This is a genomic window from Luteimonas gilva (assembly GCF_005239095.1).
Lineage (GTDB): Bacteria > Pseudomonadota > Gammaproteobacteria > Xanthomonadales > Xanthomonadaceae > Luteimonas_C > Luteimonas_C gilva.
On the sequence record NZ_SZUA01000001.1, the window covers coordinates 167,748 to 188,146 of the forward strand.

Annotated in this window: 18 protein-coding genes and 5 tRNA genes; 18 read left to right on the forward strand and 5 right to left on the reverse strand. The window is 65.3% G+C overall.

Annotation, left to right across the window (positions count from 1 at the left end; genetic code table 11):
• Positions 1-17 precede the first annotated feature (17 nt).
• Positions 18-974 (forward strand): alpha/beta fold hydrolase, encoded by a 957-nt coding sequence (locus tag FCE95_RS00730; protein WP_137265101.1) that lies wholly within the window; start codon positions 18-20, stop codon positions 972-974.
• A 55-nt stretch (positions 975-1,029) separates the two neighbouring features.
• Here FCE95_RS00730 and FCE95_RS00735 read toward each other — a convergent pair whose 3' ends face one another.
• A complete protein-coding gene (locus tag FCE95_RS00735; RefSeq protein ID WP_137265102.1) occupies positions 1,030-1,839 on the reverse strand; it encodes a helix-turn-helix domain-containing protein in 810 nt (269 codons plus the stop codon).
• A 190-nt stretch (positions 1,840-2,029) separates the two neighbouring features.
• On the opposite strand from FCE95_RS00735, the gene FCE95_RS00740 reads away from it, so the two are divergent.
• From FCE95_RS00740 to arr, 3 genes are all read left to right on the forward strand, one after another.
• Positions 2,030-2,106 (forward strand) — tRNA-His (locus FCE95_RS00740).
• 21 nt (positions 2,107-2,127) lie between these two features.
• Positions 2,128-2,203 (forward strand) — tRNA-Lys (locus FCE95_RS00745).
• A gap of 192 nt (positions 2,204-2,395) precedes the next feature.
• A complete protein-coding gene (arr, locus tag FCE95_RS00750) occupies positions 2,396-2,797 on the forward strand; it encodes an NAD(+)--rifampin ADP-ribosyltransferase (protein WP_137265103.1) in 402 nt (133 codons plus the stop codon).
• 58 nt (positions 2,798-2,855) lie between these two features.
• Here arr and pip read toward each other — a convergent pair whose 3' ends face one another.
• Positions 2,856-3,809, reverse strand: coding sequence for a prolyl aminopeptidase (pip, locus tag FCE95_RS00755; protein ID WP_137265104.1), 954 nt, complete (start codon positions 3,807-3,809; stop codon positions 2,856-2,858).
• Between the two features lie 123 nt (positions 3,810-3,932).
• Between pip and FCE95_RS00760 the strand changes: the two genes are divergently transcribed.
• From FCE95_RS00760 to FCE95_RS00810, 11 genes are all read left to right on the forward strand, one after another.
• Positions 3,933-4,481, forward strand: coding sequence for a tetratricopeptide repeat protein (locus FCE95_RS00760; protein WP_189644600.1), 549 nt, complete (start codon positions 3,933-3,935; stop codon positions 4,479-4,481).
• A gap of 67 nt (positions 4,482-4,548) precedes the next feature.
• A tRNA-Leu gene (locus FCE95_RS00765) sits at positions 4,549-4,633 on the forward strand.
• A gap of 178 nt (positions 4,634-4,811) precedes the next feature.
• Positions 4,812-6,104: a trigger factor gene (gene tig, locus FCE95_RS00770; RefSeq protein ID WP_137265106.1), complete on the forward strand. Its 1,293-nt coding sequence runs from the start codon at positions 4,812-4,814 to the stop codon at positions 6,102-6,104.
• Between the two features lie 244 nt (positions 6,105-6,348).
• Entirely contained in the window at positions 6,349-6,975 is a 627-nt protein-coding gene (gene clpP / locus FCE95_RS00775; RefSeq protein WP_137265107.1) for an ATP-dependent Clp endopeptidase proteolytic subunit ClpP, read from the forward strand.
• A gap of 164 nt (positions 6,976-7,139) precedes the next feature.
• Entirely contained in the window at positions 7,140-7,775 is a 636-nt protein-coding gene (gene clpP, locus FCE95_RS00780) for an ATP-dependent Clp endopeptidase proteolytic subunit ClpP (RefSeq protein ID WP_137265108.1), read from the forward strand.
• A 129-nt stretch (positions 7,776-7,904) separates the two neighbouring features.
• Positions 7,905-9,191 carry an ATP-dependent Clp protease ATP-binding subunit ClpX gene (clpX, locus tag FCE95_RS00785; RefSeq protein WP_137265109.1) on the forward strand — a complete coding sequence of 429 codons (1,287 nt, stop codon included), beginning with the start codon at positions 7,905-7,907 and terminating at the stop codon, positions 9,189-9,191.
• 430 nt (positions 9,192-9,621) lie between these two features.
• Positions 9,622-12,045: an endopeptidase La gene (gene lon / locus FCE95_RS00790; protein ID WP_137265110.1), complete on the forward strand. Its 2,424-nt coding sequence runs from the start codon at positions 9,622-9,624 to the stop codon at positions 12,043-12,045.
• Between the two features lie 402 nt (positions 12,046-12,447).
• Positions 12,448-12,720: an HU family DNA-binding protein gene (locus FCE95_RS00795; RefSeq protein ID WP_137265111.1), complete on the forward strand. Its 273-nt coding sequence runs from the start codon at positions 12,448-12,450 to the stop codon at positions 12,718-12,720.
• 38 nt (positions 12,721-12,758) lie between these two features.
• Positions 12,759-12,833 (forward strand) — tRNA-Val (locus tag FCE95_RS00800).
• 137 nt (positions 12,834-12,970) lie between these two features.
• Positions 12,971-13,047, forward strand: a tRNA-Asp gene (locus FCE95_RS00805).
• A 113-nt stretch (positions 13,048-13,160) separates the two neighbouring features.
• Complete coding sequence (locus tag FCE95_RS00810) at positions 13,161-15,140, forward strand: SurA N-terminal domain-containing protein (protein WP_137265112.1); 1,980 nt, start codon at positions 13,161-13,163, stop codon at positions 15,138-15,140.
• Positions 15,141-15,299: 159 nt separating this feature from the next.
• On the opposite strand, the gene FCE95_RS00815 is transcribed toward FCE95_RS00810, so the two are convergent.
• From FCE95_RS00815 to gloB, 3 genes are all read right to left on the reverse strand, one after another.
• Positions 15,300-16,094: an enoyl-ACP reductase FabI gene (locus FCE95_RS00815; RefSeq protein WP_137265113.1), complete on the reverse strand. Its 795-nt coding sequence runs from the start codon at positions 16,092-16,094 to the stop codon at positions 15,300-15,302.
• A 182-nt stretch (positions 16,095-16,276) separates the two neighbouring features.
• Positions 16,277-17,410 carry a lytic transglycosylase domain-containing protein gene (locus tag FCE95_RS00820; RefSeq protein WP_137265114.1) on the reverse strand — a complete coding sequence of 378 codons (1,134 nt, stop codon included), beginning with the start codon at positions 17,408-17,410 and terminating at the stop codon, positions 16,277-16,279.
• Positions 17,407-18,180, reverse strand: a complete 774-nt coding sequence (gene gloB, locus FCE95_RS00825) for a hydroxyacylglutathione hydrolase (protein WP_137265115.1) — start codon at positions 18,178-18,180, stop codon at positions 17,407-17,409. Before gloB ends, FCE95_RS00820 begins: the two co-directional genes overlap by 4 nt.
• Before the next feature lie 40 nt (positions 18,181-18,220).
• Here gloB and FCE95_RS00830 point away from each other — a divergent pair, with 40 nt between their 5' ends.
• The 3 genes from FCE95_RS00830 (at position 18,221) to dnaQ (ending at position 20,215) form a co-directional block, all read left to right on the forward strand.
• Complete coding sequence (locus FCE95_RS00830) at positions 18,221-18,874, forward strand: methyltransferase domain-containing protein (RefSeq protein ID WP_137265116.1); 654 nt, start codon at positions 18,221-18,223, stop codon at positions 18,872-18,874.
• Positions 18,875-18,891: 17 nt separating this feature from the next.
• Positions 18,892-19,350: a ribonuclease HI gene (rnhA, locus tag FCE95_RS00835; protein WP_137265117.1), complete on the forward strand. Its 459-nt coding sequence runs from the start codon at positions 18,892-18,894 to the stop codon at positions 19,348-19,350.
• A gap of 133 nt (positions 19,351-19,483) precedes the next feature.
• Complete coding sequence (gene dnaQ, locus FCE95_RS00840; RefSeq protein ID WP_137265118.1) at positions 19,484-20,215, forward strand: DNA polymerase III subunit epsilon; 732 nt, start codon at positions 19,484-19,486, stop codon at positions 20,213-20,215.
• Positions 20,216-20,399 lie beyond the last annotated feature (184 nt).

Here is a 20,399-nt window from a genome sequence, read left to right on the forward strand (position 1 = left end):
TTCCGAAGGCAGATCGCATGATCCGGCGCGAATTCTTGATGTTGTTCCCCGCGGCGGCAGCCGTTTCCCTCGCGTCCCGCATGGCTTGGGCGGCCGGCGGCGATGCGGCGGTCTGGACTCCCGCGGAATTCCACGCCGCGCGCCGTTTCGCCGATCTCAAGCAGGGCAAGATCGCCTATGTGGAACGCGGCAGCGGGCCGGTCGCGCTGTTCCTGCACGGCTACCCCTTGAACGGCTACCAATGGCGCGGACCGATGGCCGCGTTGGCCGGCGAGCGGCGATGCCTCGCCCCCGATCTGATGGGGCTGGGCTATACCGATGTCGCGGCGGACGCCGATCTTTCGCCGGAAGCGCAGACCGCGATGGTGGTCGCGCTGCTCGACCATTTGAAGATCGACGATGTCGACATCGTCGCCAACGACAGCTCGACGGGCATCGCCCAGCTGATGGCCGCCTATCATCCGCAGCGCGTCCGTTCGATGCTGCTGACCAACGGCGACGTCGATACCAACAGCCCGCCGGCGAAGCTGATGCCGTTCCTGGAGAAAGCGCGCCGCGGCGAAGGCCGGTTGTGGTTCGACAAGAGCCTCGCGGACAACGCGTGGGCGCGCTCGCGCGACGCGATTGGCAACGCTTATCACGCTCCCGAGCGCTTGCTGACGCACGAGCTCATAGAAACCTATTTCCGCCCGCTGGTCGCTCCCGAAAAGCGCCGCAAGCAAGTCGAGGAATACGGCCTGGACATGTTCCCCAATCCGCTGCTGGCCGTGCGCGAACAACTACGCGCCTTCGCCAAGCCGGTGCGGATGGTGTGGGGGCGCGACGACGATCTGTTTCCCGTGGAAACGGCGTATTGGCTCGACCGCACGTTCCCCGGTTCGCGCGGTGTCCGCGTCGTGGAGAACGCCAGGCTCTTCTTCCCGGAGGAATATCCGGAACTCGTCATCGAAGAAGCGCGCAAGCTTTGGACTTGAGGCTTCGCTCGTCACCCCGGTTTGCGCCGGGGACGACGGTTCGTCGGCGGCCTCGCTAGACCGCTTCGGCCTGCAGTCGCCGGCAAAGCTCGGCCGTCTTGTCGTCGACGGGGAACGAGCATTCGATGCGCAGTTCGTCCAGGGTGATGTCCTTGGGGCCGGCGAAGGTGGTGATGGTTTCGAAGAAACGCACTTCGCCCTCGTCGCTGCGGAAAACCAGGTTGAGGATCGGCGTCGGTTCGCTTTCCAAGTCGCGATGGCGCCAATGCTCGGGCACGCCGGGATAGGCGAGGATCTCGCCGAGCAGTTGCCGCGGCCCCGGATCGGAAGGCGCGGCCGCGATGTCTTCGTGCAGCAGGCTGATGAACCGGCCCGCCACTTCCGGCCAATTCACGATCACCGGCCGGAAATCCTCCGGGTCGAAGACCTGATGCATCATGTTCGAATGCCGCAGCGGGCGTTCCTTCATCAGGAAGCGGTTCATCCGCACCGCCGCGTCGTTGGCGAGCACCACTTCCCAGCGCCGGTTGATGACGAAGGCGGGGTAGGGTTCCTGATGCTTGAGGATGAATTCGATCGCATCGCGCATCCGGTCGAGCTCGGGCTTCACCAACGGCGTTTCGGAGTAGTGCGGCGCGAATCCGGCCGCGCGCAGCAGCGTGTTGCGCTCGCGCAGCGGCATGCCCAAGGCGTCGGCCAGGCCGGCGACCAAGCCCCGGCTCGCCTGCGCCTTTCCGGTTTCGATATAGCTGAGATGGCGGGTGGAGATGCCCGCTTCGAGCGCCAGGTCCATCTGGCTCATGCGCCGCATCGTGCGCCATTCGCGCAGCAGGGCGCCGATCGGAGCGTGCTTGGTTGCGGTCATCGGCGGATGGGCCAGGGCGTTGCGGCCGAAGACTATGCGGGCAGCTCGGATGCGCGGCAACGGCCGGTAGTCAGGGCTGGAGGCGGCCCGTGTCGAGGCTTCGCCGAGGTCGGGATGCGGCGGGTGGAGCCCGATTCGGGCGGACCGCTTAAAATTCGGTTATCGCCTGCGCTACAATGGCCGGTCTACGGTGGCTGTAGCTCAGTTGGTTAGAGTACTGGATTGTGATTCCAGTTGTCGGGGGTTCGAGTCCCCTCAGCCACCCCATTTTGTTACAATAGAAGTTCGGGGCCGTTAGCTCAGTTGGTAGAGCAGTTGACTCTTAATCAATAGGTCCAAGGTTCGAATCCTTGACGGCCCACCAAACACGAGGCACTTGGGAGCGATCCCAAGTGCCTTTTTCTTTGCGCCGGCTAAAAGCCGGCCAAACAAAAAAGGAGGCGCCGCGCGCCTCCCCACAACCAATTTATATAACGCCCGGGGGCTTGCGGCAAGGCCCCGAGCCTGATGCAGCATCGCCGGCCTGTCGAGACGGCAGGAAACCTGGAGCGATGCGATGACCGATTCTCCGACCTACTACCACGGCACCAAAGCCGACCTGAAGCTGGGCGACCTGATCGAACCGGGCTACGCCTCCAATTACGGCAAAAGGAATCCGGGAAATTTCGTTTACCTGTCCGCCACCCTGGATGCGGCCATCTGGGGCGCCGAACTGGCCGTCGGCGAAGGGCAGGGAAGGATCTACATCGTGGAACCCGTGGGAACCATCGAAGACGATCCGAACCTGACCGATAAGAGGTTCCCGGGAAATCCCACGAAGTCGTACCGTTCGCGCGACCCGTTCCGCGTTGTCGGCGAAGTAACGGAATGGGAAGGCCATTCGCCCGAGCGGCTCAAGGAAATGCGCGATCACCTCGCGGACCTCAACCGGCGCGGCGTCGTGGCGATCGAAGAATAAAACCGCTGCGTATCCGCAGACTCGAGCGCCCGGGAATTTCCTGGGCGTTTTTTTTCGATCAGGAAAACCGATCCCGCAACGCATCCGCCGCAGTCACCAGCGCATCCACGATCGCCGGATCCGCCGCGCTGTGCCCGGCCAGGACGATGCGCAGCGTCGCTTCCGGCCAGGCTTGGCTCAGTTCCCACGCGTTCGCGACCGGGCAGATCATGTCGTAGCGGCCGTGCACGATCGTCGCCGGCAGGTGACGGATGCGTCCGACGTCGCGCAGCAGTTGTCCCGGTTCGAGGAAGACGCCGTGGCGGAAATAATGGGCTTCGGCGCGGGCCACGCTGACCGCGACGCGCGGATCTTCCTGGGTGCCGGCTTCGTCCGGATCGTGGACCAAGGTGGTGCTGCCGCCTTCCCAATTGCCCCAGGCCAACGCCGCGGCCAGGCGCACGTCGGGATCGTCGCTGTCCAGCCGGCGCCAATAGGCTTCGATCATCTCCCCGCGTTCTTGCTCGGGAATGTGCGCCAGATAGCGCGCCCAGCGTTCGGGAAAGATGTGGCGGGCGAATCCGTCGAGCTCGTTGAACCAGCGGATTTCGTGCGGACGCCCCAGGAATATGCCGCGCAGGATCAGCCCGAACACGCGCTGCGGGTGCGTTTGCGCATAGGCCAGCGCCAGGGTCGAGCCCCAGGATCCGCCGAAAACGACCCAGCGTTCGATGCCCAAACGCTCGCGGATCGCTTCGATGTCTGCGACCAGATGCCAAGTGGTGTTGTCGCGCAATTCGGCGTGCGGCGTGGACCGGCCGGCGCCGCGCTGGTCGAACAGGACGACGCGGTAGCGGGCGGGATCGAAGAAACGGCGGTGATAGGCCGACAGTCCCGCGCCGGGCCCGCCGTGCAGGAAAACGACCGGCAGGCCGTCGGGGTTGCCGCATTGCTCCACGTGCAGTTCGTGCAGATCGTCGACTTGCAGGCGGAACTGGTCGTAAGGCTCGATTTCGGGGTACAGCTCGCGCACGCTCGGTCTCCTCGTTAGTCCCATCGAGGATAACGGCGCCGTCCGACAGGCGCCGTCGCCGAAGGGCGGTCCATGCGTAGAATCGGCCGGTCGCTCAGAGATGGCCGGCAGGGAGGAGGGCCCATGGCCAGTACCGTTCGGGATTTGATCGACCAAGCCAAGCGCGCCCGCGCCGAAGACCGCCCGGCCGACGCCCGGCGCAGCCTGGTCGAAGCCGCCGGCTTGGCCCGGGAAGCCGATGCGCCGGCCGAGTTGGCCGAGGCGTTGATGGGCTGGGGCCAGATCGAGCGCGATCAGGGCCAGGACGGCCGAGCGCTGCCCCTGTACGAAGAAGCCGTCTCGTGCCGGCGGCGCGTGGGCGAGCCCTTGGCCTTGGCGCATGCGCTGCGCCATCTGGGCGATCTGCACCGGCATTCGGAGCGATTGGGCTTGGCGCGCGCTTGTTACGATGAGGCTCTGGCCCTGTATCGGGCCCAGCCCGTGGCGCCGCCGCTGGACTTGGCGAATGCGTTGCGGCCGATGGCGCTGCTGGACGAGCGAGAGGGAAGGCCCCAGGCCGCGGTGGATTCCTGGCGCGAGGCGGGAACGCTTTACGCGGAAGCGGGGGTGGCCGAAGGGGCGGAGCAGGCGTCTTCGGCGCTACTGCGGTTGATGGAGCCGCGCTCTAGCTAAGCGGCTGCGCCTACGAAAAGCGGGCCCGGTCCCCTAAACTGGCGAGGCCGGCCTAGACCGGCTACGAGCGAAAGTGGCGGAATTGGTAGACGCCCTGGTTTTAGGTACCAGTGCCGCAAGGCGTGCGGGTTCGAGTCCCGCCTTTCGCACCAGCCGATGGCTTCCTGCCGCCCGTCGCCTTTCACGGCGAAAGTGGCGGTAGCCGCCGTCTTCGGCCAAAATAATCCGTTCGATTGGCCCGAATCGGGCGCCCAGGCTGAACGGGTGCCGATCCGGTCCGAATCCCCAACATCGCGCCGCGGTCCATAAACCGCGGCGGCAGGAGCGCACATGCAGGTCTCGGTCGAAACCATTGGCAACCACGAACGCCGCATCACCTTCCGCCTGCCGGCGGAGAGCATCGACAGCGAGGTCGGCGGCCGCCTGCGCGAGATCGCGCGCAACGCGAAGATCAAGGGCTTCCGCCCGGGCAAGGTGCCGGCCAAGGTGATCGAACAGCGCTTCGGCGACCAGGTCCGCAACGAGGTGGTGGACAACCTGCTGCGCGAAGGCTTCGACAACGCCGTGCGCAACGAGTCGTTCCGCATCGCCGGCAATCCGCAGATCGTGCCGAACAAGGAAGCCGCCGAAGGCCAGCTGGAATACGTGGCTACGTTCGAAGTGGTGCCCGATTTCGGCGACATCGACGTCGCCAAGCTGCAAGTCGTCCGCAACACTTCCGAAGTGGAAGAGGCCGACATCGATCGCATGATCGAGAACCTGCGCCTGCAGCGCCGCGACTGGATTCCGGTCGAGCGCGCGGCGAAGGAAGGCGATCTGGTCGAACTCGAAATGTGGTCCGAAGCCGACGGCGCGCGCCTGCCGGCCGAAGGCACCGAGCGCGGCAGCACCGTAATCGGTTCCGGCATGATGTTCGCGCCGCTCGAATCGGCCCTGGCCGGTTTGGCCAAGGATCAAGAGAAGGTCGTCGACGTCGATTTCCCGGCCGATTGGCCGGTCGCGCAGCTGGCCGGCAAGGCCGCGAAGATGCACGTGACGGCGCTGAACATCGCCGAAGCCAAGCTGCCGGAAGTCGATCAGGCTTTCATCCGCAGCTTCGGCGTGAAGAGCGGCGAGATGGAGCGCTTCCGCGCCGACATCCGCAGCAACTTGGAGCGCGAGCTGAAGGGCGCGCTGATGAACCGGTTGCGCCGCGAAGTGGGCGAGCAGTTGGTCGCCGCCTACGCGCAGGTCGAGATGCCGCCGCGTCTGGTCGAGAACGAAGCCCGCGCGATGGCCGCCAACGCCGCGCAGCAGGCTGCGCAACAGGGCCAACGCATCGAGCAGGCGCCGGGTCCGTATATGGAAGCGGCCCGCAAGCGCGTGCTGGTGGGCCTGCTGGTGGGCGAGATCGCGCGCCGCAACGATCTGCGCCTGGAGCCGCGCCGCTTGAACGAAACCCTGCGCCTGATCGCTTCGACCTACGAAGAGCCCGAGCAGGTCGTCGAGCTGTACCGCAACGACCGCCAGCTGATGGCCGGTTTGCAGGCGCGGGTGATGGAAGAGCAGGTGATCGACTGGATCGCCGAGCGCGCCCAGCACACCGAGCAGCCGTTGTCGTTCAGCGACGCGATCCGGCAATAAAAAACGCCCGGCTCGCCGATTAAGTTTGCGAAACGACATCCCGGCCCGTCCGGGATGTCGCTTTTTGGGACAGTGGGAGGACGTGGCCCGGGTAAGCGCAGCGCACCCGGGACATGCGACGGGTCCCGGGTGCGCTGCGCTTACCGGGCTACGTCCTGCCGCAAAAACCGTTGCCACTTGCGCTCCGGCCGTTTCGGCCCCAACTTGGGCGCATCTTCCGAATTTTTCGCCGGTGCGAACGAAAATGGACAACCGAATCAAAGCCCTGAACCTGGTGCCGATGGTGGTCGAACAGACCAGCCGCGGCGAGCGCGCGTACGACATCTATTCGCGACTGCTCAAGGAACGGGTGATCTTCCTGGTCGGCGGCATCGACGACCACATGGCCAACGTGATCGTCGCCCAACTGCTGTTCCTGGAAGCCGACAATCCGGAGAAGGAAATCAGCCTGTACATCAACTCGCCCGGCGGCATCGTCACCGCGGGCATGGCCATCTACGACACCATGCAGTTCATCAAACCCGACGTCAGCACCATGTGCATCGGCCAGGCCGCGAGCATGGCCGCCACGCTGCTCGCCGCCGGCACCAAGGGCAAGCGTTACGCGCTGCCGAATTCGCGGGTGATGATCCATCAGCCGCTGGGCGGTTTCCAAGGCCAGGCGACGGACATCGACATCCACGCCCGCGAGATCCTGAGCATGCGCCAGCGCTTGAACGAGATCCTGGCCAAGCACACCGGCCAGGCGCTGGAGACCATCGCCCACGACACCGAGCGCGACAACTTCAAGAGCGCCGAAGCCGCGCGCGAGTACGGCCTGATCGACCAGGTGCTCGAGCGCCGCGCCGAGGAAACCATCCAGCCCGCGTGATTTGAGCCCCTCTCCCATCGGGAGAGGGGTGGGGGTGAGGGTTCGGCGAAGCGGCGTCTGTTCCAGGCCGCGCCGCTAACTTCGAAACTCTCGCTTCGCCGAACCCTCATCCGCCCTTCGGGCACCTTCTCCCGGTGGGAGAAGGAAAGAACAAAGAGCCACTAATGATCGACACGAACGACCGCACTACCGCTTTGAACCTCGTCCCGATGGTGGTCGAACAGACCAGCCGCGGCGAACGCAGCTACGACATCTATTCGCGGCTGTTGAAGGAGCGGGTGGTGTTCCTGGTCGGCGAGATCGACGACCACGTCGCCAACGTGGTGATCGCGCAGATGCTGTTCCTGGAATCGGAGAATCCGGAGAAGGACATCAGCCTGTACATCAACAGCCCCGGCGGCGTGGTCACCGCGGGCCTGGCGATCTACGACACCATGCAGTACATCAAGCCCGACGTGAGCACGATCTGCGTCGGCCAAGCGGCCAGCGCCGGTTCGCTCCTGCTGATGGCGGGCGCCAAGGACAAGCGTTACGCGTTGCCGAACTCGCGGGTAATGATCCACCAGCCCTCCGGCGGCGCGCGCGGCCAGGCCACCGACATCGAAATCCACGCGCGCGAAATCCTTTACCTGCGCCAGCGCTTGAACCAGCTGTACGTGGACCATACCGGCCAGCCGCTGGCGCAGATCGAGCGCGACATGGAACGCGACCGTTTCATGAGCGCCGAACAGGCCCGCGAATACGGCCTGATCGACCACGTGCTCGACCGGCGCCCGGACGACTCCGTTCAGGCCGCCTGAGCCGTTTTCCGGCTCCAGAAGCGGCCTTCGGGCCGCCGGGAGCCGATCCTGACTTCCGGACGGGCGCAATCCGCCCGTCCGGTGCTATTCTCGGAACCGTAACGTTATGAATGAGTGGGCGATAGGGGCATGACCGAAGACCGTCAAGGCCGTTCCGGCGACAGCAACAAGATCCTGTACTGCTCGTTCTGCGGCAAAAGCCAGCACGAGGTCCGCAAGCTCATTGCGGGCCCGAGCGTGTTCATCTGCGACGAATGCGTCGAGCTGTGCAACGACATCATCCGCGAGGAGCTCGAGGAGAAGTCGCAATCGGCGCGCAGCTCGCTGCCCAAGCCGCGCGAGATCCTGGACGTGCTGGACCAGTACGTCATCGGCCAGCAGCGCGCGAAGAAGACGCTCGCCGTGGCCGTGTACAACCACTACAAGCGGATCGAGAGCCGGCAGAAGGCCGACGACGTCGAACTCGCCAAGTCCAACATCCTGCTGGTCGGCCCGACCGGCTCGGGCAAGACCCTGCTGGCCGAGACGCTGGCGCGCTTGCTCAACGTGCCGTTCACCATCGCCGACGCGACCACGCTGACCGAAGCCGGCTACGTGGGCGAGGACGTCGAGAACATCATCCAAAAGCTGCTCCAGAAGTGCGACTACGAAGTCGAGAAGGCGCAGCAGGGCATCGTCTACATCGACGAGATCGACAAGATCTCGCGCAAGAGCGAAAACCCGTCGATCACCCGCGACGTGTCCGGCGAAGGCGTGCAGCAGGCGCTGCTTAAGCTGATCGAGGGCACCATCGCCAGCGTGCCGCCGCAGGGCGGGCGCAAGCATCCGCAGCAGGAATTCCTGCAGGTCGACACCCGCAACATCCTGTTCATCGTCGGCGGCGCGTTCGCCGGCCTGGACAAGATCATCCAGCAGCGCAGCACCGAGGCCGGCGGCATCGGCTTCGGCGCCAAGGTGAAGAGCTCCGAGCGCAAGACCGACACCGGCAAGGTGCTGGCCAACGTCGAGCCCGAGGATTTGATCAAGTTCGGCTTGATCCCCGAATTCGTCGGCCGCCTGCCGGTGGTCGCCACGCTCGAGGAATTGGACGAAGCGGCGCTGGTGAAGATCCTCACCGAGCCCAAGAACGCGATCAGCAAGCAGTTCAAGCGCCTGTTCGAGATGGAAGGCGTGGAACTCGAGTTCCGCCCGGACGCGCTGCTGGCCATCGCCAAGAAGGCGCTGAAGCGCAAGACCGGCGCGCGCGGCTTGCGCACGATCGTCGAATCGGTGCTGCTGGATACGATGTACGAACTGCCTTCGCTGGAGAACGTCAGCAAGGTCGTCGTCGACGAATCGGTGATCGAGCACAAGTCCGAGCCGTATCTCATCTACGAAAACGTCCCGGCACAACCGAAAGTGGCTTCGGCCGAGTGACACAAAGCCCTCTCCGTCGGGGTGAACCGCATGGCTTGCGCGCCACTGGCGCGCGTGCGGTTGAACGCCCGCGCCGCTGACGCGGGCCGGGGCGCGGAGCGGGGGTTGGGGTGAGGGTCCGGCGAAGCGACGCGGCTCAAGATCGCGATTTAAAGCGTCAACTGACGCTTGATACAGCGAGTTGGTCGAATTTCACTTCCCCGAACCCTCATCCGGCGCTTCGCGCCACCTTCTCCCGGCGGGAGAAGGAAAATGACCACTCAGCGCAACACTAGGTTTCAAATACCCTGCAAACGCCTGATCCGTAAGGGTTACAGCGTTACATGCCCGTTTCCGTCCGCTCGCGGCGCTTGCATCCCTCCGGCGCCAACCCCATAAATCGACCACGGCGGCCCCAGCGGCCGCAGCGCGTATTTACCCGGAGTTTTTCATGCCCGACCGCACCGAACACGAAACCCTGCAACTGCCTGTGCTGCCGCTGCGCGATGTGGTCGTGTTCCCGCACATGGTCATTCCGTTGTTCGTGGGCCGCGACAAATCGATCCAAGCCCTCGATCAGGCGATGGAGGCGGACAAGCGCATCCTGCTCGTCGCGCAGAAATCGGCCGAAACCGACGATCCGGCCGGCGACGATCTGTATTCGATCGGCACGCTGGCGCAGGTGCTGCAGCTGCTGAAACTGCCCGACGGCACCATCAAGGTGCTCGTCGAAGGCGTAGCACGCGCGCGCGTCGACAAGGTCGTCTCGCGCGACGGCTCGCTGACCGGCACCGGCGTGGTGATCGATTCCACCGATCAGCGCGAAGGCCGCGAGGTCGAGGCGGTGGGACGGTCGCTGATGTCGCTGTTCGAGCAGTACGTCAAGACCAATCGCAAGCTGCCGCCGGAATTGCTGCAAACCCTGTCGGGCATCGACGAGCCCGGCCGCCTGGCGGACACCATCGCCGCGCACCTGGGCGTGCGCTTGTCCGACAAGCAGAAGCTGCTGGAGACGATCGAGATCGCCGACCGCTTGGAACTTTTGGTCGGCTTCGTCGACGGCGAGATCGACGTGCAGCAGATGGAGAAGCGCATCCGCGGCCGCGTCAAGTCGCAGATGGAGAAGTCGCAGCGCGAGTACTACCTCAACGAACAGATGAAGGCGATCCAGAAGGAGCTGGGCGAGCTGGACGAAGCGCCCAACGACCTGGACGAGCTGGCGCGCAAGATCGCCGAAGCCGGCATGCCCAAGCCGGTGGAAACCAAGGCCAAGAACGAGTTCAACAAGCTCAAGCAGATGTCGCCGATGTCGGCCGAAGCCGCGGTCGTGCGCAATTATCTGGATTGGCTGCTGGGCGTGCCGTGGAAGAAGCGCAGCAAGATCCGCAAGGACCTGAAGGTCGCGCAGGAAGTGCTGGACGCGGACCATTACGGCCTGGAGAAGGTGAAGGAACGCATCCTCGAATATCTGGCCGTGCAGACGCGGGTGAAGCAGATGAAGGGCGCGATCCTGTGCCTGGTCGGCCCGCCCGGCGTGGGCAAGACCTCGCTCGGCCAGTCGATCGCCAAGGCCACCAACCGCAAATTCGTGCGCATGTCGCTGGGCGGCGTGCGCGACGAGGCCGAGATCCGCGGCCATCGCCGCACTTATGTCGGTTCGATGCCGGGCCGGATCGTGCAGAACCTCAACAAGGCCGGCAGCAAGAACCCGCTGTTCATGCTCGACGAGATCGACAAGATGTCGATGGACTTCCGCGGCGATCCGTCTTCGGCGCTGTTGGAGGTCCTCGATCCCGAACAGAACAACGCGTTCAACGACCACTACCTCGAGGTCGACCTGGACCTGAGCGAGGTGATGTTCGTCGCCACGTCGAACTCGTTGAACATTCCGGGCCCGCTGCTGGACCGCATGGAAGTGATCCGCCTTCCCGGCTACACCGAAGACGAGAAGCTCAACATCGCTTCCAGCTATTTGGTGCCCAAGCAGTTGAAGGCGAACGGCTTGAAGGAAGGCGAGCTGAAGATCGCCGAAAGCGCGATCCGCGACATCGTGCGCTATTACACGCGCGAGTCGGGCGTGCGCAACCTGGAACGCGAGATCGCCAAGATCAGCCGCAAGGTGGTCAAGGAGATCGCGCTGGCCGGCCCTAAGGCGAAGGAGAAGACGACCAGCGTCACCTCCAAGAACCTGGAGAAGTACCTGGGCGTGCAGCGTTACGACTTCGGCCGCGCGGAGCAGGACAACGAGATCGGCCTGGTCACCGGCCTGGCCTGGACCGAAGTCGGCGGCGATCTGCTGCAGATCGAGTCCACCCTGGTGCCGGGCAAGGGTCAATTGATCCTGACCGGCCAGTTGGGCGATGTGATGAAGGAATCGGCTTCGGCCGCCCTGTCGGTGGTGCGCGCGCGCACCGAGCGGCTGGGCATCGAGCTGGATTTCCTGCAGAAGCTCGACGTGCACGTGCACGTGCCCGACGGCGCCACGCCCAAGGACGGCCCCAGCGCGGGCGCGGCCATGGCGACTTCGCTGGTGTCGGTGTTGACCAAGGTGCCGGTGCGCGCCGACGTGGCGATGACCGGCGAGATCACCTTGCGCGGCAAGATCACCGCGATCGGCGGCCTGAAGGAGAAGCTGCTGGCCGCGCTGCGCGGCGGCATCAAGACCGTCATCATCCCGGATGAGAACCGCAAGGATCTGGCCGACATTCCGAAGAACGTCACCCAGCACCTGAAGATCGTGCCGGTGAAGTGGATCGACGAAGTGCTGGACCTGGCGCTCGAACGTCCGTTGACGCCGAAGGTGGTCACCGAAGGCGTCGAGGAAGTGGTGCGCGAGAACGAGAAGGTGATCAAGCAGCAGGACGTCAAGCACTGACGCGATGCGACGATCCGAAAGAAAGATGGCGCCTCCGGGCGCCTTCTTTTTTGTGGGAGCGGCTTTAGCCGCGAGCTCTTCCAGCATGATCGCGATCTTGTGAAAGAGCTCGCGGCTAAAGCCGCTCCTACTAAAGCGGTATCGCGAGATACCATCCGTCGGCTACACCACTCGCGCGTCGCGCGCAAGCGCGAAATGGGCGAAAAGCCCGAGAAAAACCGTATTTTTTCGCGGTTTTCGTGTTGCGCCCCCAAAATCGCGCTGGTATAACGACGGCAACCGAGATGCGCGCCGTGGATGCGCATCGAGGCACGTCCGTCCGGATGCGATTGCGGCATCGCCGCAACGGGGAGATATCCGGCCACATCATCCAGCGGTAGAGACCGCACAGGAGTTCGAATAATGAATAAAAGCGAATTGGTCGATGCCGTCGCCGGCGAATCCGATCTGTCGAAGGCCGACGCCGGCCGCGCGGTCGATGCGTTCATCGCCGTGGTCAGCAAGGCATTGAAGAAGGGGGACGATGTCACCTTGGTCGGTTTCGGAACCTTCACCGTGCGCAAGCGCGGCGCGCGCACCGGCCGCAATCCCCGGACCAATGAGCCGATCAATATCCCGGCCTCGAAGAATCCGGCCTTCAAGGCTGGCAAGGCCCTCAAGGATGCCGTAAACTAGCGGGCTCCCGGCGGGCCTTAGGGCCGGCCGGGTCGCTCGGGTGCTTAGCTCAGCGGTAGAGCGTCTCCTTTACACGGAGAGGGTCGGGGGTTCGAAACCCTCAGCACCCACCAGTACGCAGGTCCCTCTGCCAGAGCCCGTCATACGCGGGTCCCTCCGCAAGAGCCCGGCCATCCATGGCCGGACTTTCCAAGAAAAGCTTCTTTTCTTGGCAGAGTGGACAGAGCAGGGCAAAATAGCTTCACACAGCGGAGTGGTAGTTCAGTCGGTTAGAATGCTGGCCTGTCACGCCGGAGGTCGCGGGTTCGAGTCCCGTCCACTCCGCCACTACATCCGAAGGCGCCCGCAAGGGCGCCTTCGCTTTTTGCGGCCCATCCGGCGCCCGGGGGTGAGGAGCGGTTAAACTGCGCGGCTACGTGAATCAACGGCCCGGACCGCCCATGCTGCAGAGCCTCCGCGACAAGTCCTCGAGCTGGATCGCCAAAGTCATCCTGGCGCTGCTGCTCGTCCCCTTCGCTTTCTTCGGCGTCGAGCAATACCTGCAGCAGCGGGTCGACACCTTCGCCGCGCGCGTGTCCACGCCGCCGACATGGTGGGCATCGGCGCCGAATTGGGGGCCGTTGAAGTGGTGGGTGTGGAAGCACGAAGACATCAGCGTCGAAGATTTCCGCACCCGCTTCGAACAACAGCGCGAGCAGCAGCGCGCCGCGGCCGGCGAAGCCTTCGATGCGCGCGCGTTCGAGACCGTGGAGAACAAGCGTGCGTTGCTCGATCGCTTGATCGACGAGCGCGTCATGCGGATCAACGCCGACCGCGCCGGGATCGTGGTGAGCGACGCCGAGGTGCGCGACACCATCCAATCGCTCCCCGAGTTCCAGGTCGACGGCAAGTTCGATGCGCAGCGCTACCAGCTGGCGCTGCAATCCACAAATCCGCCGCGTACGCCGCTGCAGTTCCAGCAATTGGTGCGCGAGAGCCTGCTGCAATCGCAGGTGCCCAGCCGCCTGTCCGAATCCTCGTTCGTGACCGCGTCCGAACTCGACCGCATGCTGGCGCTGCTCGGCGAAAAGCGCGACGTCGCCGTCGTGCAGTTGCCGGCGCCGGCGCCCGACACCGGCGCTGTCAGCGGCGCCGAGATGCAGAAGTGGTATCGCGAGCATGCCGCCGAATACCGCGCGCCCGAAAGCTCGAGCATCGAATACGTCGAACTCAACGCCGCCACGCTGCCCGTGCCGCAAGCCGACGAGGCCGAATTGCGCCGCCGCTACGATGCGGAGAAGGCGCGCTTCGCCGCGACCGAGCAACGCCAGGCCGCGCACATCCTGATCGCGGTCGATCCCAAGGCCAACGCCGCGACGGCGAAGGCCGCGGAGCAGAAGGCGACGCTGCTCGCCGACCAGGCCAAGCGTCCGGGCGTGGATTTCGCCGCATTGGCGCGCGCCAATTCGGACGACCCGGGTTCGAAGGCCGCCGGCGGCGATCTGGGCTTCGTCGAAAAGGGCGCGGGTTTGGCCAAGCCGTTCGAAGATGCGGTGTTCTCGATGCGGCCCGATCAGGTCAGCGGCCCGGTCAAGACCGAATTCGGCTATCACATCATCAAGCTCGGCCAGATCAAGACCGGCCAGCAGCTTCCGTTCGAACAAGTGCGCGACCAGTTGGCGCAGGAACAAGCCGAAGCCGATCGCGAGAAGGCCTTCAACGACATGGCCGGCCGCTTGGTCGACCTGGTCTACAAGAATCCGACCGCGCTGGAACCCGCGGCGCGCGAAATGAATCTGCCGGTGCAGAAGCTGGGTCCGTTCCCGCGCGGCGGCGGCACCGGCCTGGCGGCCAATCCGGCCGTGCAGCGCGCCGCGTTCTCCGAAACGCTGGTGCAGGACGGCACGGTCAGCGACCCGATCGAAATCGCGCCGAACCACACGGTGTTGATCCGCGTGGTCGACCACAAGCCCGAGCGCGCGCAGCCGCTGGCGGACGTGCGCGACCGGATCGTCGCCGCGATCCGCGCCGACCGCACGAAGAAAGCCTCCGCGGCCGCGGCCGATGCGTTCCTGGCGCGCGTGGCCAAGGGCGAAACCTTGGAAGCGGTGGCCGCTTCGCAAGGCCTGCAGGCGACCCCAATCCCGGGTCTGCCGCGCGGTGCGCCGATTCCCAGTCCGGAAGCGAACCAGGCGATCTTCGCCGTGGCCAAGCCTGCGGCCGGCAAGGTGTCGGCCGGCAAGGCCGATCTGGCGGACGGCAGCCACGTGGTGTTCGCGGTCAGCAAGGTCGAGCCGGGAGCGAAGGACGCTCTGCAGCCCGCGCAACGCGATCAGATGCGCGGCCAGATGGCGCAAATGAAGGGCATCGACGCGGCCCAGGCTTACGTCAACGCCGTGCGCAAGCGGATGAAAGTGGAAGTGGCGGAAGACCGGCTGTAACCGGCCTTTTCGCGATGCCCGCTTTGTAGAGCGGGGCTTGCCCCGCTGCTCTCGAATTTCCGTAGGTGCGAATTTATTCGCATGCTCTTCGAAAAAGCGCGCGAATAAATTCGCGCCTACGAGGTGCGGGGCGCATTCGCCCCGCGCAGAAGAATGGCGTCAGTGCTCGTCGCCGACGCCGGTCATGCCGAGGATGTTGTAGCCGGCATCGACGTAAGTGATTTCGCCGGTCACGCCCGCCGCCAGATCCGAGCACAGGAACGCGGCGACGTTGCCGACGTCCTCGATGGTCACGCTGCGCCGCAACGGCGCATAGCTTTCGACGTGGCCGAGCATCTTGCGGAAGTTGGCGATGCCCGCCGCTGCGAGCGTCTTGATCGGGCCGGCCGAGATCGCATTGACTCGGGTGCCTTCCGGACCCAGGTTCAGCGCCAGATAGCGCACGCTGGCTTCCAGCGCCGCCTTGGCCACGCCCATCACGTTGTAGTTCGCCAGCGCGCGTTCGGCGCCGAGATAGCTGAGCGTGAGGATGCTGCCGTTGCGGCCCTGCATCATCGGCCGCGCGGCCTTGGCCAGCGCCGACAGCGAATAGGCGGAGATGTCGTGTGCGATGCGGAAGTTCTCGCGGGTCAGGCCGTCCAGGAACCCGCCCTCGATCGCTTCGCGCGGGGCGAAGCCGATCGAATGCACGAGGATGTCCAGCCCGTCCCAGCGCTTGCCCAGTTCGGCGATGCAGGCCTGGATCTGGGCGTCGTCGGCGACGTCCAGCGGGATCACGATGTCCGAGCCGTACTCGGCGGCGGCTTCCTCGACGCGCGATTTGAGCTTGTCGTTCTGATAGGTGAAGGCCAGTTCGGCGCCTTCGCGGCGCATCGCTTCGGCGATGCCGTTGGCGATGGAACGCTGGCTGGCGATGCCGGTGATCAGCGCGCGCTTGCCTTGCAGGAAGCCCATGGGAAGCCTTGTCGGTTGCGGAGCAGGCGCCAAGTTTGACGCCGAGGGGCTGCGGAGTCGAGTTTTCGGGAACGGACGCCGCCGTATGTCGCCGCTTTTTTGTGGGAACGGCTTTAGCCGCGAGCTTTGCCGGGTCGCCGGGATCTTGAAGAGTTCGCGGCTGAAGCCGCTCCCACAAGGGACTATTCGTCCAACTTCAACACCATCCCGGGCTTGATCGCGCTCTTGGCGTCGAGTCCGTTGCGCTTGCGCAGGTCGTCCACGCCCACGTCGTATTTGCGGGCGATCTTCGACAACGAATCGCCGCGCACGACCGTGTGCGTCCGCGGGGCCGTTTTCTCCGTCGCGGGCGCGATCAGGATTGGCATCGCCGCCGCCGCGCTCGCATCGCCGAGTTCGGCCAGCACGGGCTGGGCGCCGCCGCTGGCCGGCGCCAGCACGCGTCGCTCGCGGTCGCCGCGGCCTTGCGCGAAGGCCGGATTGAGTCGCTTCAGCGCGTCCGCATCGAGTGCGCGCAACTTCGCCCAGGCGTCGAGGCTGTTCGCGCCGTCGGGCCAGGTTTGCGCGGCAAGTATCGGCACAGGGCGGTCGATCGCGCGCAGCCATTCGGCGCGGTCGTCGGCTTGTTCCATCAGGCAGGACAGCGCGTGCAGCTTGCGCACATAGGCGTAGGTGATGCCGGACAAGCCCGCCAATTCGGCCGGCCGCGCATTGCGCGCGTTCTGCCCGCTGCGCCGCAACGATTGCAGCAGGCGGTACTCGCCGGCGTTGTAGGCCATCACCGCCAGCCGCCAATCGCCGGCGAACATGCCGTGCAATGTCTTCAGATAGCGCACGGCGGCGCGGGTGGAATCGACCGGCGACAAGCGTCCGTCGTAACCGGCGCGCACCGGCACTTGGTGGTTGCGCGCCGTCACGGCGATGAACTGCCACAGTCCGGCCGGGCCGCTGGCGCTGCGCGCGCCGGGCTGGTAGCCGCTTTCCACGAACGGGATCAGCGCGAATTCGGTGGGCAAGTCGGCTTCGATCAGCGCGTCGACGACGTAGCCGAACAGCGGCAGCACGTCGCTGTCGGGGTTGCTCAATTTCTTCGGCGCCGATGCGAAATGCTGGCGCCAGCGCGCGCTGACCGCATCCCCTTCGCAGTTGGGATCGGCGAGGTGTTCGCGGAAGCGGCGGTAGATGTCCAAACCGCTGCGTGTGGCGAGGCCCGCTTCGGCGGCCGGTGCGGTTTGCGCGATCGGAATAGCGTCGGCTTGCGCCATCGCGGGCGCAGCCGCCGTCAACGCCACTGCGAGCAGGCCGGCGCGGATCATGCGCGGAACCCGTCCTTCCATAGCCGCAGTTCGGCGAAGGTTTCGATCCGGCCTTCCGGTTCGCGGCCCAAGCGTTGCGCGATCGTCGCCTTCACCGCGGGCTCGTCGACGCGCAGGAAGGGGTTGGCGGCGCGTTCCTGGGCGAGGGTGCTCGGCAAGATCGGCCGGCCCTGTTCGCGCAATGCGGCCGCTTCGGCGCTGCGTGCGGCCAGCGCGGCGTTGCCGGGTTCGACCGCGGCGGCGAAGCGGGCGTTGGCCAAGGTGTACTCATGGCCACAACACACACGAACGCCGCCGGGCAAAGCGGCCAATCGGTCCAGCGAAGCCAACATCTGCGCAGGCGTGCCTTCGAACATCCGCCCGCAGCCCAGGCTGAACAAAGTATCGCCGCAGAACAACAGCGGGTCGTCGCCCTTGAAATGGAAGGCGATGTGGCTGCGGGTATGGCCGGGGATGGCCAGCACTTCGAAGCTCCGTCCCAGCAGCTCGCCGGTATCGCCGCCGCCGATGCGGGCGGTCGCGGCATCGATCCGTTCGTCGTCCGGAGCCAGCACCGGCAATTCCGGCCAACGTGCGAGCAGCTCCGGCACGCCGCCGATGTGGTCGCCGTGGTGATGGGTCAGCAGGACGGCCTCCGGCACCAGGCCTTGTCCGGCGGCCGCCAGCACCGGCTCGGCCTGGCCGGGGTCCACGATCAAGGCCCGGCCGCCGTCGCCGATCCAGGCCCAGATGTAGTTGTCGTCGAACGCGGGCAGGGCCTGCAAACGCATCGGGTGACGCTCCGGAAGCTTTTCCCGCAGAATTCCGACCATGCCCGTCCGCTCCGCCAGCCGTCAACCCGACGGCCGCCACCCCTGGTTCAAGACCGCCGAAGGCCAAGCCTTGCTGCAAAGCGAGGAGGGCATGGTCCGCCAAGCTTTGCACGAACGGCCCGGCTTGCCGACCCTTTGGCTGGCCGCGGAACATGCCATGGTCGACGGCGATACCGGTTTTTGCATGAGGTTGGCAGGAAATGGCCGCGTTTTTGGCGGAGATGTCAGATGCGGCGCGGATTTGCCCATCGCCAGCGAAGCGATCGGAACCGTGGTCCTGCAGCACGTGGCTGAAAGCGGCGACGAGATATCGGCGCTGCTCAGCGAGTGCGTACGGGTGCTGGTGCCGGGCGGCCGGCTTTGGGTCTTCGCCCTGAACCCGCTGGGTCTGTATCGCTGGCACTGGTCCGGCAAAGGCCTGCGCAGCTGCGAGCCGGTCACCTGGCGGCGCCGGATGCGCGCGCATGGCTTGCAACCGGAGCCGGTTTCGATCGGTTTGGGGCCGCGCTGGCGCGCCCACCCCTTGGCCGATCCGCAGACCGGGGCCGGGGCGCGCGCGGCGTACCTGCTGCGCGGCGAAAAGCAGGTGATTCCGCTGACCCGCATCCGCCAACCCGCGCTGCGCTGGCAGCCCACCCATTCCCTGAACTGATCGAGGAAGCCGATCGCTTGAAGTCCATCGAAATCCACACCGACGGCGCCTGCTTGGGCAATCCCGGTCCAGGCGGTTGGGCCGCGTTGCTGCGCTACGGCCAGCGCGAACGCGAACTGGTCGGAGGCGAGACGCTCACCACCAACAACCGGATGGAATTGATGGCTGCGATCGCGGGCCTGGAAGCGCTGACTGAGCCGTGCAAGGTCGCGCTGCATACCGATTCGCGCTACGTGCAGCAAGGCATCGGCGAGTGGATGCCGAATTGGGTGCGGCGCGGCTGGAAGACCGCGGGCGGCGATCCGGTGAAGAACCGCGATCTATGGGAACGCCTGCATGCGGCCACGCTGCGCCACAAGATCGATTGGCGCTGGGTGAAAGGACATGCGGGCGATCCGGACAACGAACGCGTCGACGAATTGGCGCGCGCCGAGGCGGTCGCGTTTAAGCGGCGCCAAGCCGCTTCGACATTGTAGGGTGGGCCTTGGCCCACCATGCGCATTTTCATGTCGCGACGAATTCGGCTTCGTTCTTTGTTCGAAAGATCGATTGGATGACGATGGTGGGCCAAAGCCCACCCTACGCCGCTCCGATGGTTACAATGCCCGCATGCGCCAAATCGTCCTGGATACCGAAACCACCGGCCTCTCCTGGGAAAAGGGCAATCGCGTCGTCGAAATCGGTTGCGTGGAGTTGTTCGAACGCCGTCCCACCGGCCGCACCTTCCATTGCTATCTCAATCCGGAATGCGAATTCGAGCCGGGCGCGCAGGAAGTCACCGGGCTGACCCGGGAATTCCTGGCCGACAAGCCGAAGTTCGCCGAGATCGCCGAGGAATTCCTGGCTTTCATCGACGGCGCCGAATTGGTGATCCACAATGCGGCGTTCGATGTCGGGTTCCTCGATTCGGAACTGTCGCGGCTGGGCGCGCAATTTGGCCGCATCCGCGAGCGCGCCGGCGTGGAGGATTCGCTGGAACTGGCGCGCCAGCGCTATCCCGGCCAACGCAATTCGCTGGATGCGCTGTGCAAGCGGCTCGGCGTCGACAATTCGCACCGCCAACTGCACGGCGCGCTGCTCGACGCCCAGCTACTGGCCGAAGCCTACCTGGCGCTGACCGCCGGGCAGAGCGAGATCGGCTTCGACAGCCCGTCAGCGGCCATGTCGCAAACCGTCGTCGAACGGCGTTTCGAAACCGCCGGCCCGCGGCCGCGCGTGCATGTCGAAGAAGCGGATATCGTCGCGCACGAAGCCCGCCTGGCCAAGATCCGAAGCAAGGGCGGGCGTTGCGTGTGGGATCTTTTCGAAATCGAACCTGTGGCCGAACTCGCTCCAGCCTGAGGCCGGCCCATCGCCCTTCGCCTTATAGAGCGGGGCTTGCTTCGCTGCCGTTGCTTTGTTCTTGTAGGAGCGGCTTTAGCCGCGAGCTCTTTCCTTCAATCGCAGCATCGTCGCGATTTCGGAGAGAAAGCTCGCGGCTAAAGCCGCTCCTACGAAGGACAATAGCAGCGGAGCAAGTTCCGCT